The sequence below is a fragment of the Streptomyces sp. NPDC046261 genome (assembly GCF_040646235.1).
GTDB lineage: Bacteria > Actinomycetota > Actinomycetes > Streptomycetales > Streptomycetaceae > Streptomyces.
On record NZ_JBEYZU010000004.1, the window covers coordinates 415,388 to 431,488 of the forward strand.

At 73.4% G+C, this 16,101-nt stretch carries 14 protein-coding genes; 11 read left to right on the plus strand and 3 right to left on the minus strand.

Annotation, left to right across the window (positions count from 1 at the left end; genetic code table 11):
* Positions 1-24 precede the first annotated feature (24 nt).
* From ABZ956_RS11235 to ABZ956_RS11250, 4 genes are all read left to right on the plus strand, one after another.
* The gene (locus ABZ956_RS11235) at positions 25-1,212 is read left to right on the plus strand and encodes a CbiQ family ECF transporter T component (protein WP_361890363.1); all 1,188 of its coding nucleotides are present in this window, start codon (positions 25-27) and stop codon (positions 1,210-1,212) included.
* Entirely contained in the window at positions 1,209-2,903 is a 1,695-nt protein-coding gene (locus ABZ956_RS11240; RefSeq protein WP_361890366.1) for an ATP-binding cassette domain-containing protein, read from the plus strand. Before ABZ956_RS11235 ends, ABZ956_RS11240 begins: the two co-directional genes overlap by 4 nt.
* An 89-nt stretch (positions 2,904-2,992) precedes the next feature.
* The gene (locus tag ABZ956_RS11245) at positions 2,993-3,781 is read left to right on the plus strand and encodes an ECF transporter S component (RefSeq protein WP_361890522.1); all 789 of its coding nucleotides are present in this window, start codon (positions 2,993-2,995) and stop codon (positions 3,779-3,781) included.
* 279 nt (positions 3,782-4,060) lie between these two features.
* Positions 4,061-4,477, plus strand: a complete 417-nt coding sequence (locus ABZ956_RS11250; RefSeq protein WP_361890369.1) for a transglycosylase SLT domain-containing protein — start codon at positions 4,061-4,063, stop codon at positions 4,475-4,477.
* Between the two features lie 83 nt (positions 4,478-4,560).
* Here the strand turns inward: ABZ956_RS11250 and ABZ956_RS11255 are convergent, their stop codons facing one another.
* A complete protein-coding gene (locus tag ABZ956_RS11255; protein WP_361890372.1) occupies positions 4,561-5,730 on the minus strand; it encodes a steroid 3-ketoacyl-CoA thiolase in 1,170 nt (389 codons plus the stop codon).
* Positions 5,731-5,960: 230 nt separating this feature from the next.
* Between ABZ956_RS11255 and ABZ956_RS11260 the strand changes: the two genes are divergently transcribed.
* From ABZ956_RS11260 to ABZ956_RS11275, 4 genes are all read left to right on the plus strand, one after another.
* Positions 5,961-7,196, plus strand: coding sequence for a cytochrome P450 (locus ABZ956_RS11260; protein WP_361890374.1), 1,236 nt, complete (start codon positions 5,961-5,963; stop codon positions 7,194-7,196).
* A 241-nt stretch (positions 7,197-7,437) separates the two neighbouring features.
* A complete protein-coding gene (locus ABZ956_RS11265) occupies positions 7,438-8,055 on the plus strand; it encodes a DUF6230 family protein (protein WP_361890377.1) in 618 nt (205 codons plus the stop codon).
* 1 nt (position 8,056) lies between these two features.
* On the plus strand, positions 8,057-8,575 hold the full coding sequence (locus ABZ956_RS11270) for a DUF6114 domain-containing protein (RefSeq protein WP_361890380.1): 519 nt from the start codon (positions 8,057-8,059) through the stop codon (positions 8,573-8,575).
* A gap of 684 nt (positions 8,576-9,259) precedes the next feature.
* Positions 9,260-9,973 carry a hypothetical protein gene (locus ABZ956_RS11275; RefSeq protein ID WP_361890383.1) on the plus strand — a complete coding sequence of 238 codons (714 nt, stop codon included), beginning with the start codon at positions 9,260-9,262 and terminating at the stop codon, positions 9,971-9,973.
* 52 nt (positions 9,974-10,025) lie between these two features.
* Here ABZ956_RS11275 and ABZ956_RS11280 read toward each other — a convergent pair whose 3' ends face one another.
* Positions 10,026-12,014 carry a bifunctional glycosyltransferase 87/phosphatase PAP2 family protein gene (locus ABZ956_RS11280; RefSeq protein ID WP_361890525.1) on the minus strand — a complete coding sequence of 663 codons (1,989 nt, stop codon included), beginning with the start codon at positions 12,012-12,014 and terminating at the stop codon, positions 10,026-10,028.
* A gap of 220 nt (positions 12,015-12,234) precedes the next feature.
* Here ABZ956_RS11280 and ABZ956_RS11285 point away from each other — a divergent pair, with 220 nt between their 5' ends.
* The 3 genes from ABZ956_RS11285 to ABZ956_RS11295 are packed head-to-tail and all read left to right on the plus strand — an operon-like array spanning position 12,235 to position 13,832.
* Positions 12,235-12,918 (plus strand): helix-turn-helix domain-containing protein, encoded by a 684-nt coding sequence (locus ABZ956_RS11285; RefSeq protein WP_361890386.1) that lies wholly within the window; start codon positions 12,235-12,237, stop codon positions 12,916-12,918.
* A gap of 32 nt (positions 12,919-12,950) precedes the next feature.
* A complete protein-coding gene (locus ABZ956_RS11290) occupies positions 12,951-13,277 on the plus strand; it encodes an antibiotic biosynthesis monooxygenase (RefSeq protein WP_361890389.1) in 327 nt (108 codons plus the stop codon).
* Positions 13,278-13,310: 33 nt separating this feature from the next.
* Positions 13,311-13,832 carry a GNAT family N-acetyltransferase gene (locus ABZ956_RS11295; RefSeq protein WP_361890392.1) on the plus strand — a complete coding sequence of 174 codons (522 nt, stop codon included), beginning with the start codon at positions 13,311-13,313 and terminating at the stop codon, positions 13,830-13,832.
* Positions 13,833-13,839: 7 nt separating this feature from the next.
* Here the strand turns inward: ABZ956_RS11295 and ABZ956_RS11300 are convergent, their stop codons facing one another.
* Entirely contained in the window at positions 13,840-15,930 is a 2,091-nt protein-coding gene (locus ABZ956_RS11300; RefSeq protein WP_361890395.1) for an MFS transporter, read from the minus strand.
* Between the last annotated feature and the right edge of the window lie 171 nt (positions 15,931-16,101).

The window sequence follows — 16,101 nt, forward strand, 5'->3', positions numbered from 1 at the left end:
AGCAGGGCGAGCGAAGTGAGCGGTATGGGTGGGACGAGCGGGGCCCGGGTGGCCGCGCCCTCGGCCGTACGCGCCGGGGCGCTGCACGCCGGCGCGTGGTGGGTGTGGGCCCTGGGCCTGGCCACCGCCGCCTCCCGCACCACCAACCCCCTGCTGCTGGCGCTGCTCGTCGGCGTCGCCGGGTACGTCGTCGCCGTCTGCCGCACGGACGCGCCGTGGGCGCGCTCGTACGGGGCGTTCCTCAAGCTCGGGCTGGCGGTCATCGGCATCCGGCTCGTCTTCGCGATCGTCCTCGGCTCGCCCATCCCCGGCACGCACGTCCTCGCCACCCTCCCGGAGATTCCGCTTCCCGAGTGGGCGCGCGGGGTGCGGGTCGGCGGCCGGGTGACCGCCGAGGGGCTGGTGTTCGCGCTGTACGACGGCCTGAAGCTGGCCACGCTGCTGGGCTGCGTGGGCGCGGCCAACGCCCTCGCCAACCCGGCCCGGCTGCTGAAGTCGCTGCCGGGCGCGCTGTACGAGGCGGGGGTGGCGGTCGTCGTCGCCATGACGTTCGCCCCGAACCTCGTCTCGGACGTGCAGCGGCTGCGCGCGGCGCGGCGGCTGCGCGGCCGCCCGGACCGGGGCCTGAAGGCCCTGCTCCAGGTGGGGCTGCCGGTGCTGGAGGGTGCGCTGGAGCGTTCCGTGGCCCTGGCGGCGGCCATGGACGCCCGGGGCTACGGCCGTACCGCCGAGGTCCCGCGTGCCGTGCGGCACACGACGAGCGCACTGACCCTGGGCGGGCTGCTGGGCGTGTGCGCGGGAACGTACGGCCTGCTCGGCGACGCCGGGGGCGGGTACGGGATGCCGCTGCTGGGCGCGGGTCTGGCCGCCGCGCTGGCCGGTCTCCGGCTGGGCGGCCGCCGCTCGGTCCGTACGCGCTACCGCCCCGACCGCTGGGGCGCCCGCGCCTGGCTGGTCTCCGCGTCGGGCGCGGCGGTGGCGGCCCTGATGATCTGGGCGGGCGACTGGGCCCCACAGGCCCTCCACCCCCCGGCGGTCCCCCTGAAGGCCCCGACCCTCCCGCTGTGGCCGGCGGCATCGATTCTGTTGGGGCTGCTACCGGCCCTGGTTGTGGGCAATCGTTCCGCAGGGCGGAACGGGTGGGCACAACGGAACAACGGCGCCCAGCCCGCTCCCCCACCCACCACGGACGTCAAGGAGACCCACCGATGATCCACTTCGAGCAGGTCTCGGTCTCCTACGACGGCGCAAGCCACCGGGCGATCGCCGACATCGACCTCACCGTCCCCGAAGGCGAACTGTGCCTGCTGGTCGGCCCGTCGGGCGTCGGCAAGTCCACCCTCCTCGGCACCGTCAGCGGGCTCGTACCGCACTTCACCGGCGGCACCCTGCACGGCCGCGTCACCGTCGCCGGGCGCGACACCCGTACGCACAAGCCGCGTGAACTGGCCGACGTCGTGGGGACGGTGGGCCAGGACCCGCTGGCCCACTTCGTCACCGACACCGTCGAGGACGAGCTCGCCTACGGCATGGAGTCCCTCGGCATCGCGCCCGCCACGATGCGCCGCCGCGTCGAGGAGACCCTGGACCTGCTGGGCCTGGCCCCGCTGCGCGACCGCCCTCTCGCCACTCTCTCCGGCGGCCAGCAGCAGCGCGTCGCCATCGGGTCCGTGCTGACCGCGCACCCGAAGGTGCTGGTCCTGGACGAACCCACGTCGGCCCTGGACCCGGCCGCGGCCGAGGAGGTCCTGGCCGTGCTGCAGCGCCTGGTCCACGACCTGGGCACCACCGTGCTGCTCGCGGAGCACCGGCTGGAGCGCGTGGTGCAGTACGCGGACCAGGTGATCCTGCTGCCCGCCCCCGGCGCCGCCCCCGTCGTCGGCGAGCCCGCCGAGGTCATGGCGGTCTCGCCGGTGCACCCGCCGGTCGTCGACCTCGGCCGGCTCGCCGGCTGGTCGCCGCTGCCGCTGTCCGTGCGGGACGCCCGGCGCAAGGCCGCCTCCCTGCGGGAGCGGCTGGCGCCGCTCGCCCCGCCGGACCGGGCCCCGGCCCCGGCCGGTACCCCGGCGCCGGCTCCGCGCTCGCGCGGGGCCCGGCTGCTGCGCGGGGCCGGGCGGCCCGCGGCGGCCGCCGGGGCGGAGCCCGCCGCCGCGGCCGTGGAGGGCCTGGCCGTCCGGCACGGCCGCGTCGACGCGCTGCGCGACGTCGCACTGTCCGTGCGGGGCGGGGAGACCGTCGCCCTCATGGGCCGCAACGGCGCCGGCAAGTCGACGCTGCTGCGCACGCTCGTCGGCATGCACCGGCCGGCCCGCGGCTCCGTGCACGTGGGCGGCGCCGTCCCGCACCGAACGGGCCCGCGCGAGCTGCTGCGGCACGTGGGCCTCGTCCCGCAGGAGCCGCGCGACCTGCTGTACGCCGACACCGTCGGCGCGGAGTGCGCGGCGGCCGACCACGACGCGGGCGCCGAGCCGGGCACCTGCCGCGCCCTGGTCGCCGAGCTGCTGCCGGGGGTGGCGGACGCCACGCACCCGCGCGATCTGTCCGAGGGCCAGCGCCTGGCGCTCGCGCTGGCGGTGGTCCTCACGGCCCGCCCGCCGCTGATCCTCCTCGACGAGCCGACCCGCGGCCTCGACTACGCGGCGAAGGCCCGCCTCGTCGAGATCCTGCGCGGCCTGGCCGGCCGGGGCCATGCGATCGTCCTGGCCACGCACGACGTGGAGCTGGCGGCCGAGCTGGCCCACCGGGTGGTGATCCTCGCCGAGGGCGAGGTGGTGGCCGACGGCCCGACGGCGGAGGTCGTGGTCTCCTCCCCGGCCTTCGCCCCCCAGGTGGCGAAGATCCTGGCCCCCCTGCCCTGGCTCACAGTGCCGCAGGTGCGCGCGTCCCTGCGGGAGGCATCGTGAAGCTTGTGGGCAATCGTCCCGCAGGGCGGGACGGGTGGGCACAACCGGACGACGGCGGAAAGCCGAACCGCACCCCGGTCACGCGCGCCATCCGGCTAGGCCCCCGCTCCGTCGTGGCGCTGGCCCTCGTCAGCGCCATCGGCGTAGCCGCCTTCGGCTGGCCCCTGCTCGCCGACTCCGCGTCCGGCCTGGCCCACTCCCAGGACGCGCCGTGGCTGTTCGCGGCGCTGCTGCCGCTGCTGCTCGCCGTCGTCGTCGCGACCATCGCCGACGTCGGCCTGGACGCCAAGGCCATCGCCATGCTCGGCGTCCTCGCGGCGGCCGGGGCCGCGCTGCGGCCCCTCGGCGCGGGGACGGCCGGCATCGAGCCGATGTTCTTCCTGATGGTGCTGTCCGGGCGGGTGCTCGGCCCCGGTTTCGGGTTCGTGCTCGGGGCGGTGTCGATGTTCGCGTCCGCGCTGCTGACCGGCGGCGTCGGGCCGTGGATGCCGTTCCAGATGCTGGCCATGGGCTGGGTGTCCATGGGCGCGGGCCTGCTGCCGGGCCCGGACCGGCTGCGGGGGCGGCACGAGCTGGCGATGCTCGCGGGGTACGGGGCCGTGGCGTCCGTCGCCTACGGGACGGTCATGAACCTCCAGGGCTGGCCCTACATCGGCTCCCTCGTCTCCGGCGTCGCCTTCGTGCCCGGCGACCCGGTGCCCGAGAACCTCGCCCGGTTCGTCGCGTACTGCCTGGCCACCTCCCTGGGCTGGGACCTGCCCCGGGCCCTGGTCACGGTCGTCGCGACCCTGACCGTGGGGCCCACCGTGCTCAAGGCCCTGCGGCGGGCCACGCGCCGGGCGGCCTTCGACGCGCCGGCGGCCTTCAAGGACGCGTGACCCGCTCCACACGCGGCCCCCTTCGTAAGAGATCGAAAGGCTGGCGCTCCTTACGCCTCCGGTGAGGCGGGGCACATGGCCCCCGTCACATACGATCGCGCCCCGTAGCCGCCCGCCCCAGGCCCGCGCGGGTGGGCCGGGCCGCCCCGGCCGGGGTGCGAAGGTCCTTCGTGCACAGGGGTCGTTGCCATCGCTTTCCGCGTCGGTCAGGTTGGTGGGGCCGCCAGGGAGCACGACTCCCGGCGGCGCGCTACTGCCCCCGACGGAAGGTCCTCCTTCGTGACGTTCTCGACCATCAGCCGTATCGCCTCCCGCAAGCTCGTCGCCGCCGCCGGCGCCGCCCTGGCCCTGGGCACCGCGGGTGCCGTCCTGACCGCCGTCCCGGCGCAGGCCGCCGCCCCCTCGACGAGCGCCACGCAGGAGATCGCGCGGAAGATGATCTCGAACGAGGCGCAGTTCCAGTGCTTCAGCAAGATCGTCGAGCATGAGAGCGGCTGGAAGCACACCGCCACCAACGCCTCCAGCGGCGCCTACGGCCTGGTCCAGGCCCTGCCCGCCTCGAAGATGGCCTCGGCCGGCGCCGACTGGCAGACCAACCCCGCCACCCAGATCAAGTGGGGCATGGACTACATGAAGGACCGCTACGGCAGCCCCTGCGCCGCCTGGTCCTTCTGGAAGGCCCACAACTGGTACTGATCGAACCGATCGGCCGACCGGCACGCGAGCGGCCGGCACCCCTCCCCGGGGTGCCGGCCGCTTCCGTGTGCCCGTAGCCCCTCCTACAGCCGCTGGATGATCGTCGCCGTCGCCTGCGCCCCGCCCGCGCACATGGTGATGAGGGCGAATTCCCCGTCCCGGCGTTCCAGCTCGTGCAGCGCGGTCGTGATCAGCCGCGCGCCGGTGGCCCCGACGGGGTGGCCGAGCGCTATCGCGCCCCCGTTGACGTTTATCTTCTCCAGGTCCTGCTCGAAGACCTGCGCCCAGGAGAGCACCACCGCGGCGAAGGCCTCGTTGACCTCCACCAGGTCGATGTCCCGCAGGGACATGCCCGCCTTGCCCAGTACGGCCCGGGTGGCGTCGATGGGCCCGTCCAGATGGAAGTGCGGGTCGGCGCCGACGAGCGCCTGGGCGACGACGCGGGCCCTGGGGCGCAGCCTCAGGGCCCGGGCCATGCGCTTGGAGGCCCACATCAGGGCCGCGGCGCCGTCGGAGATCTGGGAGGAGTTGCCGGCGGTGTGGACGGCGGTGGGCATGACGGGTTTGAGGCCCGCCAGCGCCTGCGTGCTCGTATCGCGTAAGCCCTCGTCGCGGTCGACGAGCCGCCACATGCCCTGGCCGGCGAGCTGCTCCTCCTCCGTCGTGGGCACCTGTACGGCGAAGGTCTCGCGCTTGAAACGTTCCTCCGCCCAGGCGCGGGCCGCCCGCTGCTGGGAGAGCAGGCCGAGCGCGTCGACGTGCTCGCGGGTCAGGCCGCGCCTGCGGGCGATGCGCTCGGCGGCCTCGAACTGGTTGGGCAGGTCGACGTTCCACTCGTCGGGGAAGGGCTTGCCGGGGCCGTGCTTGGAGCCGCTGCCCAGTGGCACGCGGGACATGGCCTCGACGCCGCAGGCGATGCCGACGTCGATGACACCGGTCGCGATCATGTTGGCGAGCAGGTGGTTGGCCTGCTGGGACGAGCCGCACTGGCAGTCCACCGTGGTCGCCGCGGTCTCGTAGGGCAGACCCATGGCGAGCCAGGCGGTGCGGGCGGGGTTCATCGACTGCTCTCCGGCGTGGGTGACCGTGCCGCCGACGATCTGTTCCACGCAGTCGGGCTGGATGCCGGTGCGGGCCAGGACCTCCCGGTAGGTCTCACCGAGGAGATAGGCGGGGTGGAGATTGGCGAGCGCGCCTGCGCGCCTGCCGATGGGAGTGCGTACGGCTTCGACGATGACGGGTTCCGCGGCCATGACTGACTCGTCCTCTCCTCGCGTCCGCGGGGCGTCCCGGCGCCCCCGGGCGGAACTGGTACGCGTTCTAGTTCCGCCCCGCAGTCTTACGACCGTTACCCCCGGTTCACAAGGGTCGCGCACGCCCCGCCTCCGCAACAGATGGCGTCACCTCCCTTGCCGGTGCCGAGGCCCGTCACTACCGTCGACCGACAGGTTTCTGATGACTCGTCAGAACTGGAGTGGTGGCCATGTCGTCCTGTCCAGCGCTGCCCGACGGCTTCGACTTCACCGACCCCGACCTCTACCAAGTCCGCGTCCCGCTGCCCGAGTTCGCCGCCCTGAGACGGACGGCCCCCGTGTCCTGGAACCCCCAGCCGCACGGCCTCGCGGGCTTCGACGACGACGGCTACTGGGTGGTGACCCGGCACGCGGACGTCAGGGAAGTGTCCACCCGGCCGGAGGTCTTCTCCTCCTCCGTCAACACCTCGGTCATCCGCTTCCACCCGAGCATCCGGCGCGAACAGATCGACGCCCAGCGGCTGATGATGCTCAACATGGACCCGCCGGAGCACACCCGCGTCCGCCAGATCGTCCAGCGCGGCTTCACCCCACGCGCGATACGGGCCCTCGAGGGCACCCTGCGCGAGCGCGCCGGCTCCATCGTCGCGGCGGCCCGCGAGCGCGGCAGCGGCGACTTCGTCACCGACATCGCCTGCGAACTGCCACTGCAGGCCATCGCCGAGCTCATCGGCATCCCCCAGGACGACCGGACGAAGATCTTCGACTGGTCGAACAAGATGATCTCCTACGACGACCCCGAGCTGGCCGTCACCGAGGAGATCGGCACCCTCTCGGCCATGGAGCTCATCTCCTACGCGATGAACCTGGCCGCCGCCCGCGCCGAGTGCCCGGCCGGGGACATCGTCAGCCGGCTCGTGGCCGCCGGCGACGAGGGCCACCTCGCCTCCGACGAGTTCGGCTTCTTCGTCCTGATGCTGGCCGTCGCCGGCAACGAGACCACCCGCAACGCCATCAGCCACGGCATGCACGCCTTCCTCACCCACCCCGAGCAGTGGGAGCTCTACAAGAGCGAGCGCCCGGCCGGCACGGCGGAGGAGATCGTGCGCTGGGCGACGCCCGTCGTCTCCTTCCAGCGCACGGCCACCGAGGACACCGAGCTGGGCGGCGTGCCGATCGCGGCGGGCCAGCGCGTCGGCCTGTTCTACGCGTCCGCCAACCACGACCCGGAGGTCTTCGACACCCCCGGCGCCTTCGACATCACCCGCGACCCCAACCCGCACCTCGGCTTCGGGGGCGGCGGCCCGCACTTCTGCCTGGGCAGGTCCCTCGCCGCCCTGGAGATCGACCTCATCTTCGGCGCCATCGCGGACACCCTCCCCGGCATCCGCCTGGCGGGCCACCCTCGCCGGCTGCGGTCGGCCTGGCTGAACGGGATCAAGGAGCTGCGGGTCGACTACGCGTGAGTCGGCTACCCGCCAACTCCCCCTGAAATCAAGGGTCTCGGGAGAATCGGTCCGTACCTGAACCCTTGTCAGCTCCCGTGGACGGACTTACTCTCGGGTACACCTTCTGGGACGGCGCTTGTGCGCCACGCCGCGCACGCACAGCCGCGCGCGCCTCCCTTCGTGCACCGGCAGACACAGCACCCCACGCACCGCCGACAGCGCGGGCAGCGCTGTCCACAGCTCTTCGAGGGGACACCGCATGGACGCTCAGGGAAGACAGGTAACCGGACGAGTCAGGTGGCGGAAGTTCGCCGTGCTGGCCGTGCCCGGTTTCGCGGCCACCGCCGCGCTGGCCGTCGCGCTCGCCCAGGGCGCGCTGGCCGCGTCGTTCGCGGTGTCCGGGCAGGAGTTCAAGGTCGCCGCGAGGAGCCTGGAGGGCCAGGGCTTCGCGCAGTACGGCAGCGTGGACCAGAACGTCCGCGGCAAACTCCTGCCCGTGGCCGTCACCGCCATCAAGAAAGCCGAGATCAACGACCTCTGCCAGTCGGTGGTGACCTCGCTGCCGGGGCTCGGGGACATCTCGCTGAAGCTCTCCGCCGGTACGGGCGACAAGCCGGTCGAGGCGGAGAACCTCTTCCTCGACGCCACCCAGCTCGCCGGTGACGCCACCTTCAAGAACATCGAGATCGGGCGAGACGCCTCGACCCTCGACAAGGGCCCGGCCTCCGCGCAGGGGCTGCAGGACGCCTTCGCGCAGCAGGCCGACCGGGTCGAGATGACCAATCTGCGGCAGGTCGCCTGGGCGACCAACGCCGGCTCGTTCAAGCTCTCCGGCCTGAGCATGAAGATCGGTTTCGGCAAGCAGGAGTGCTTCTGACGTGGCGGGCGGCATCGAGCCCGTACGGGTGCGGCAACGCTCCCGGCCGAGGGCCGCGTGGCGGCGGTGGCGCAAGGGGCGCCCGTTCTGGGGCGGCCTGGCCACCGTCGTCGCGGGCGCGGAGATCTGCGCCCTCCCGCTGGCGCCGCTGAAGATCATGCTGGAGCAGGGGATCGCGGGCATCCCGTCGGTCCTGATGGGCCTGGTCATGATCGTGATGGGCCTGACCGCGTGGTTCGCGCCGCAGTACCGGGCGCTCGCCGGGGTGCTCACCGTCATGGTCGCCACGGCGGCGCTCGTCATGTCCAACCTGGGCGGATTCCTCTTCGGCACGATCGTCGGCATCATCGGCGGCGGCATGATCTTCGCCTGGCAGCCGATCGCCGCCGAGGCGGCGCCGGAACCGGGGAACCCGCCCGGTGCGGATGCGGATGCCGGTGCCGAGGCGGATGCCGTCGCGGCGAACGGACCGGCGAACCGGCGAACCGACCTGCGGAAGGACCCGGACGGACGGTCCTGAGGGACGACGACCGGCCCCCGGCGCGGCACGACCTCTGACGCCGGCACGCAAGAGGGCCCACACCCCGGCCCGCAACAGCACCCGCCGCACCACGGACACGGCCCGGCACCACCGGGAACGGCACCGCCCGGCACTCGCCGGGCCCGCACCACCCGGCACCGCCGGGGACGCACACCCGGCCCTACGTAAACGGGCCCACCCGGCACTCGCCGGGAACGCCCCACCCGGCACGCCGGGAACGGCATCCCCCGGCTCCTGCCGGGGACAGCACCACCCGCCACCGCCGGAGACGGCACCGCCGCACCACGGGCACCACCCCGCACTCGCCGGAGACGGCACCGCCGAACCGCCCACAACCCCGGCCACAGCACCACCGCCGCCCCACCTGACCAGGCACATCCCCGCCCGCCGGGCCGGCACCACCCCGCACCGCCAGGCACGGCACCACCCCGACACCGCCAGGTACGACACCACCCCGCACCGCCGGGGCCGGCATCCCGTACGCGAGCGGCTCACGGGTGGGCGGGCCCCGCATCCGCAGCCCGCGCCCCGCGAAGCCCTTACCGCAAGCCCGCGGCCACCGCCGCGCCCCGCACCACGCGCGTACCCCACCCACCTCGCGCCACAAGCGCAACGCACCGGGCACAGAGCACCCCCCGTCCCACTCCCACCCAAGGAGCGATCGTGACCTCCCACAGCACACACAGCCCCTCCAGCAGTCCCCGCCGTCGCGCCCTGCTCGTCGTGGGCGCGGGGCTCGCCGTCACCGCCTCGCTGGCGCTGACCGGGGGGACCGCCGCGACCGCCGCACCCACGCGCGACGCGGGGCCGACCACCGTCGAGCCGGCCGGTCACGCCTTCGCGGCCACCCTCAACGGCAGCGCCACCTTCAAGGCCGGGTCCGTGACCATCACCTGCACGGCGTCCAGTTCCACCCCCACGGACGGCAGCACCAACAACCACGTACCGCAGGCGCCGGACAACGCCAACCCCGCCGGTCCCGTCGTCAGCGGCATCAACCCGCCCGTCTACTCCAACTGCCGCGGCAGCCTGCCCGGGGTGACGGTCACCATCACCACGTCCGGCGAATGGGGCGTCTCGATGCAGCACGGGTCGCCGAGCACGGCCTCGCTCACGGCGCCCGCCGCGGGCATGGTGCTCAAGAGCAGCGGCCTCGCCAACTGCACCGTGACCGCGTCGCCAGGTGGGCCCGCGACCATCCCCGCGACGTTCACCAACGGCACGCCCTCGCAGATCACCGTCACCGACTACGCGCTGCCGGTGAAGGTCGAGGGCGGCTTCGGGTGTCCGACGACCGCGACGACCGCGCTGCTCAACGCCACGTACGACGTCACGGACGTCACCGATCCGGCGTCGCAGATCACCGTGGGCGGCTGAGCCCGCGCGTCCCGTACGGCTTCGCGCGAACGGGCCGGTGCGGGCCGGGGTGTCAGCCCCCGGCCCGCACCGGCTCCGGCTTGCGGGCGTCGTCGCTGTCGTCGTCACTGCCGCCCCGGGCACCGGGGATCACGGCGAGGGCGACCCGGCCGGGGCCGGTCAGCGCGTACTGGATGGCGAAGCCGGAGGCGACCACCAGCGCGCCGCCGGCCGCGTCCAGGACGTAGTGGTTGGCCGTGCCGATGATGACCGAGAAGGTCAGCAGCGGGTACAGCATGCCCAGCCACTTCATCCACAGCTTCGGCGCCACCGTCGCGATCACGACCCCGCACCACAGCGACCAGCCGATGTGCAGCGAGGGCATCGCCGCGTACTGGTTGGACAGCTCCGTCAGCGCCCCGAAGTCGGGGTTGGACAGGTCCTGCGGGCCGTTGGCGGTGTCGACGAAGCCGCGGCCCGGCATCAGCCGCGGCGGGGCCAGCGGGTAGAGCCAGAAGCCGACGAGCGCCATCAGCGTCGCGAAGCCCAGCGCGGTGCGTGCCCAGCGGTAGGTGGCCGGGCGGCGCAGGTACAGATAGCCCAGCAGGGACAGCGGCACCAGGAAGTGGAAGGTGCCGTAGTAGTAATTCATGCTGTCCTTGAGCCAGCCCACGCCCGCCACGAAGCGGTTGAAGCCGTGCTCGACGTCCAGGTGCAGGAACTCCTCGACGCCCATGATCTGACGACCGTGGGTCTCCGCGAGAACGCGCGAGTCCGGGGCGTTGCCGCGGATGTACGAGTAGACCCAGTAGCCCACTCGTATCAGCATCAACTCCAGCAACAGGTTGGGGCGGTTCAGGGCGCGCTTGAAGAAGGGCAGCAGCGGCACCCACGCGAAGCGGCCACGCTGCGGCTCGGCGACCGGGGTGGGCAGGGGCCGGTCCCACAGCTCGCTGGAGCGGGAGAGGAACGGCACGGCGCAGGCGGCGGCGAGGGCCGCCAGCAGCGGGGCGTTCTCGCCCACCGGGCCCAGGACGGGGTTGATCGGTACGAGGACGGTGCTGGTGAGCGTCATGACGAGCACGACGAGCGCGGGCCACACCAGCCGGTCGGCACGGCGCCGGCCGACGCGGCCGACGACGGCCAGCAGGATCCACAGCTGCTGGTGCTGCCAGGCGGTGGGCGAGACGGCGACCGCGACGCAGCCGGTGATGGCCGTGGCGAGCAGCGGCTGGCCGTCCCGGGCGTAGCGCACGGCCCGGCGCAGGCCGAGCACGGTGACGGCGACGGCCAGCGGCGCGTACAGCGCGAGCTCGGCCGGGCCGTGCAGGCCGATGCGCAGCAGCAGGCCGTGCAGGGACTGGTTGGCGAGGCCGTCGGGCTTCTCGCCGAGGCCGGCCCCGGCGATGTGGTGCACCCAGTACGTCCACGAATCGTCCGGCATGGTCACCCATGCCAGTGCCGTGCACGCCGCGAAGGTGACGCCGGTGGTGGCGGCCGCCCGGCGGCGGCCGGTCAGCCAGAGCAGCGGGGCGAAGAGCAGCACCGTGGGCTGGAGGGCGGCCGCGAGGCCGACGAGGATGCCGCCGGTGCGGCCGGAGCCATGGGTGAGCCGGGGCGGACAGCAGGCGAGGAGCACGAGCAGCACCGGGATGATGCTGGTCTGCCCGAGGGTGAAGGTGTTGCGTACGGGCAGCGAGAGCACGGTCAGGATGACCGCGAGGGGCGCGGCGAGCAGGGCGGTGCGGCGGCTGAGGGGGCCGGGCAGGGCGCGGGCGGCGACGAGCGCGAGGGCGACGACGAGCAGGAGGGTGCCGAACGTCCAGACGATGCCGAGGCTCTGTTCGGCCGCTTTGGTGAACGGCTTCAGGACAAGCCCGGAGAAGGGAGTTCCGGGGAACTTGTCCGTTTCGTAGAGGGAGCCCCCCACGTGCAGGACGCCGTTGTCGCCGATCCAGGTCTCGAGGTCGGTGAACCGGCGCTCGGGAGGCAGTCGCAGCACCACCGCTGCCTGACGCACGGCCAGCAGCCCGGCGAGGAGCCACAGGACGCCCAGGACCATGCCGGTGCGCGAGCCCGCGCGCGGCGGACTGCCCAGCCGGCCCCGCTCTGCTTCCGCCACGCTCCGCCGCTCCTCCCGTCGCCCAGTCGGTCACCCTCGTAGGGCTGTTTGAGACCTTACTGAGTCCTGCGGAACAGACGCAGGTCACCCCCAGGTCACCTGACAACCTCCCACAGGTGGCCTGATTCCAACGCTCGGACGGCCATTAGGGTGCGGTGTCATGACCACCAGCTCAAGCAGGGGAGAGGAGCCCGCGGCCCTGCGGGCGGACGCGCGGCGCAACCGGGAGCTGCTGATCGCGGCGGCGCGGGAACTCTTCGCCGAGCAGGGCCTGGAGGCCCCTCTGGACGACATCGCCCGCCGGGCGGGCGTGGGCAACGCCACGCTCTACCGCCGCTTCCCCACGCGCGAGGCGCTGATCGAGGCGGTCTTCGGCGAGCACCTGGGCGGGAGCATGGCCTCGGGCGAGGAGGCCCGCGCGGGCGAGGACGCCTTCGCGTCCCTGCTCGGCTACATGGAGCGGATCTTCGAGGGGCTGGCCGCGGACCGGGGGGCCATCGAGCTGATGACGACCACGGTCCCCGCGGGCCCGACGCTGGCGGCGCTGCGTGAGCACAACCACGAGACGGTCGCCCTGCTCGTGCGCCGCGCCCAGGAGCAGGGCACGATGCGCGCGGAGGTGGTGGCGGAGGACCTGCTCTTCACCCTGGCGGCCCTGGGCCGCTTCGTCCCCTCCGCCGCCGCGGCGGCCCCCGGCTCCTGGCGCCGCTACCTCACCCTGCTCTTCGACGGCCTGCGCACCGAGGTCGCCGGCCCCCTGCCGGCCCCGCCGCTGACCCTGGATCAGCTGGAGGCGACCCTGGCCGACGCGGGCGGCGGCCGCCGGCCTGGCGAACGGGGCTGAACGGGGCCCGGCGACTGGGGCAGGATGGGCGCATGAGCATCGTGAAGATCAACGTCCTGACCGTCCCCGCCGAGCAGCGCGAGGTCCTCGAACAGCGCTTCGCCTCCCGTGCCGGCACCGTGGAGAGCTCCGACGGCTTCGAGTGGTTCGAACTGCTGCGCCCCGTCGAGGGCACCGACGACTACCTCGTCTACACCCGCTGGCGCAGCGAGGAGGACTTCCGGGCGTGGATGGAGGGCCCGATGAAGGCGGCGCACCAGGGCGGTGGCGAGGGTGCCCCCAAGCAGCGGCCCGCCGCCTCCGGGTCCACGGTGTGGTCCTTCGAGGTCGTCCAGCAGGCGGCGCCGAAAAGCAGCTGATCCCCGCGGGGGCCGCGTGCGACGATCCCCCGCATGACCACTGCCCCCGCCCGAGCCCTGTGGAGCGTCGCGCCGCAGCCGGTCGGCTCCCCGGAGTCGGCCGCGCTGCTGCGCGCGTATCTCACCGACGTCGCCGACCGCTGGTACCGGCTGCACCACGGGCGTACGACGACCCCGGAGGAGATCGAGCGGCATCTGGCCGAGGACCCCAGCGACGACCTCGCTCCCCCGCACGGTGTGCTGCTGGCGGGCCGGTACGGCGGGGAGCGGGCGCCGGGCGGGTGTGTGGGGCTGCGGCGGCTGGACGGGCGGACGGCCGAGCTGAAGCGGATGTACGTGCGGGCGGACCGGCGGGGGCTGGGGGGTGCGGCCGTGCTGCTGGCCGCCGCCGAGGCCACGGCCCGGTCCTGGGGTGTGCGGCGGATCGTGCTGAACACGCGGAGGGACCTGGTGGAGGCGCGGGCGCTGTACGCGCGTCACGGCTTCACGGACGTTCCCGCCTATGCGGACGGCCCGTTGCCGTATGCCGAGGTGTGGCTGGGCAAGGAGCTGTAGCCGCCGGCTAGCGGCCGTGGTCGAGGCGGTGGTCGTCGTGGGGGTGGCCGGTGCGCGCGTCGCCGTCGCGGGGCTGCTCGGCGTCGGAGCCGCACAGCTCGCGGTTGAGCTCGCGGACGAGGGCCTGGAGGTCGTGGGGGCGGTCCTTGGCGGTCCACCAGTCGCCCAGCATGTCGGCGAGCATCTCCTCGCGGACCTGGAACAGCAGGTCCGCCTCCCGCTGTCCCTCCGCCGTCAGGACGAGCGGCAGCCCTTCCCGTACGGCCAGGCCCCGCGTCTCCAGCTGCCGGGCCCCCTCCGTGACCACCCGCAGCGGTACGTCCACGCGCTCGGCGAGCAGGGAGGGCTCCACGTGCCCGTCGCGCTTGATGCGCAGCAGCATCCAGCTCGCGGCGGGTCTGAGGTCGAGCCCGGCCCGTTCGGTGATCTTCTCGTAGACCCGTCGGCGCCCCTCCCGGCTGCCCAGCACGGACAGCGCGCGGGCGCACTCGTCGCGCGAGGAGCGCTGGACGGGGTTGCTGGAGATGACCTCGCTGGTGTCGGGGGCGGTGACGCTGGCCCGCAGGGGCTCCTCCCTGAGCAGCCAGGCCAGGGCGAACGCCACGAGGGCGGGCGGTACGGCGTAGAGGAAGACGTCGGTGATGGACGTTGAGTAGGCGGCGAGGACTCCGGTGCGCTGGGCCGGCGGGAGCCGGTCGACGGCCCGCGGGTCCGCCTGGAGGGCGCCGGGGGTGACGCCGGGCGGCAGGGGGATTCCGGCGAGGGCGTCGGCGATGCGCGGGCCGAGGTGGTTGGCGAAGATCGTGCCGAAGATGGAGACGCCGAAGGAGGCGCCGATGGAGCGGAAGAAGGTCGCGCCGGAGGTGGCGACGCCGAGGTTCTCGTAGCCGACGGAGTTCTGCACGATCAGCACGAGCACCTGCATGACCAGGCCGAGCCCGAAGCCGAAGACGAAGAAGTACAGGCTCATCTCGGTGGTGCCGGTCGTGGGGCTCAGCTGGTGGAGCAGGAGCAGGCCGATGGCCATCACGCCGGTGCCGGCGATGGGGAAGACCTTGTAGCGGCCGGTGCGGCTGACGATCTGGCCGGAGGCGGTCGAGGCGATGAGGATGCCGGCCACCATCGGCAGCATGTGCACGCCGGACATCGTCGGCGAGACGCCGTGGACGACCTGCAGGAAGGTCGGCAGGTAGGTCATGGACCCGAACATCGCGAAGCCGACGACGAAGCCGATCACCGAGCAGAGCGCGAAGGTGTGGACGCGGAAGAGGCCCAGGGGCAGGACGGGCTCGGCCGCGCGCCGCTCGACGCGCACGAAGGGCACCAGCAGCGCCACGCCCAGCACGCCGAGCCCGATGATCTGCCAGGACGACCAGGGGTAGGTGGTGCCGCCGAGCGAGGTCATCAGCACCAGGCAGGTGGCGACGGCGGCGATGAGGAAGGTGCCCAGGTAGTCGATGCGGTGCGGGGTCCGGTCGGCGGGGATGTGCAGCACGGCGGCGATGACGAGCAGCGCGACGATGCCGATGGGCAGGTTGATGTAGAAGACCCAGCGCCAGCTGAGGTGGTCCACGAACAGCCCGCCGAGCAGCGGCCCCAGCACGCTCGTACCGCCGAAGACGGCGCCGAAGAGCCCCTGGTAGCGGCCGCGGTCGCGGGGCGGCACGAGGTCGCCGACGATCGCCATCGACAGCACCATCAGCCCGCCGCCGCCCAGGCCCTGCAGCGCCCGGAAGCCGATCAGCTCGGGCATGTCGCGGGCGAGGCCGCACAGCGCGGAGCCGACGAGGAAGATGACGATGGCCGTCTGGAAGAGCCTCTTGCGCCCGTACTGGTCGCCGAGCTTGCCCCACAGGGGGGTGGCGGCGGTGGAGGCGAGCATGTAGGCCGTGACGACCCAGGACAGGTGCTCGAGGCCGCCGAGGTCGCTGACGATCGTCGGCAGGGCGGTGGAGACGATGGTCTGGTCGAGGGCGGCCAGCAGCATGCCGAGCAGCAGCGCGCCGATGGCGACGAGCACGCCGCTTCGGCTCTGCCCCTCGCCGGGCACGTGCGCGGGCTCCGCGGCCACCGCGGGGCCCGGGGTGTCCTGGGCCATGGGGAGCTCTCCTCGGGTCTCGGTTCCGCTGCTCCCATCGTGATCGGGGCGGGCGTTCCCGGCCCGCTGGGGTAGGCCATTGGCTGCCCCGCGGGGGCGTCGGCACCCCGGCGACCAGGGCCGTTGGCGTTTGTACCGATCCGTTTTGTATCTTTGATAAACAAAGTGGCT

Coding starts and splice junctions, on each gene's coding strand:
- ABZ956_RS11235 (WP_361890363.1), top strand. CDS start 25: ATGGGTGGGACGAGCGGGGCCCGGGTGGCCGCGCCCTCGGCCGTACGC.
- ABZ956_RS11240 (WP_361890366.1), top strand. CDS start 1,209: ATGATCCACTTCGAGCAGGTCTCGGTCTCCTACGACGGCGCAAGCCAC.
- ABZ956_RS11255 (WP_361890372.1), bottom strand. CDS start 5,730: ATGGCCGCGGAACCCGTCATCGTCGAAGCCGTACGCACTCCCATCGGC.
- ABZ956_RS11260 (WP_361890374.1), top strand. CDS start 5,961: ATGTCGTCCTGTCCAGCGCTGCCCGACGGCTTCGACTTCACCGACCCC.
- ABZ956_RS11265 (WP_361890377.1), top strand. CDS start 7,438: ATGGACGCTCAGGGAAGACAGGTAACCGGACGAGTCAGGTGGCGGAAG.
- ABZ956_RS11280 (WP_361890525.1), bottom strand. CDS start 12,014: ATGGTCCTGGGCGTCCTGTGGCTCCTCGCCGGGCTGCTGGCCGTGCGT.
- ABZ956_RS11285 (WP_361890386.1), top strand. CDS start 12,235: ATGACCACCAGCTCAAGCAGGGGAGAGGAGCCCGCGGCCCTGCGGGCG.
- ABZ956_RS11290 (WP_361890389.1), top strand. CDS start 12,951: ATGAGCATCGTGAAGATCAACGTCCTGACCGTCCCCGCCGAGCAGCGC.
- ABZ956_RS11295 (WP_361890392.1), top strand. CDS start 13,311: ATGACCACTGCCCCCGCCCGAGCCCTGTGGAGCGTCGCGCCGCAGCCG.
- ABZ956_RS11300 (WP_361890395.1), bottom strand. CDS start 15,930: ATGGCCCAGGACACCCCGGGCCCCGCGGTGGCCGCGGAGCCCGCGCAC.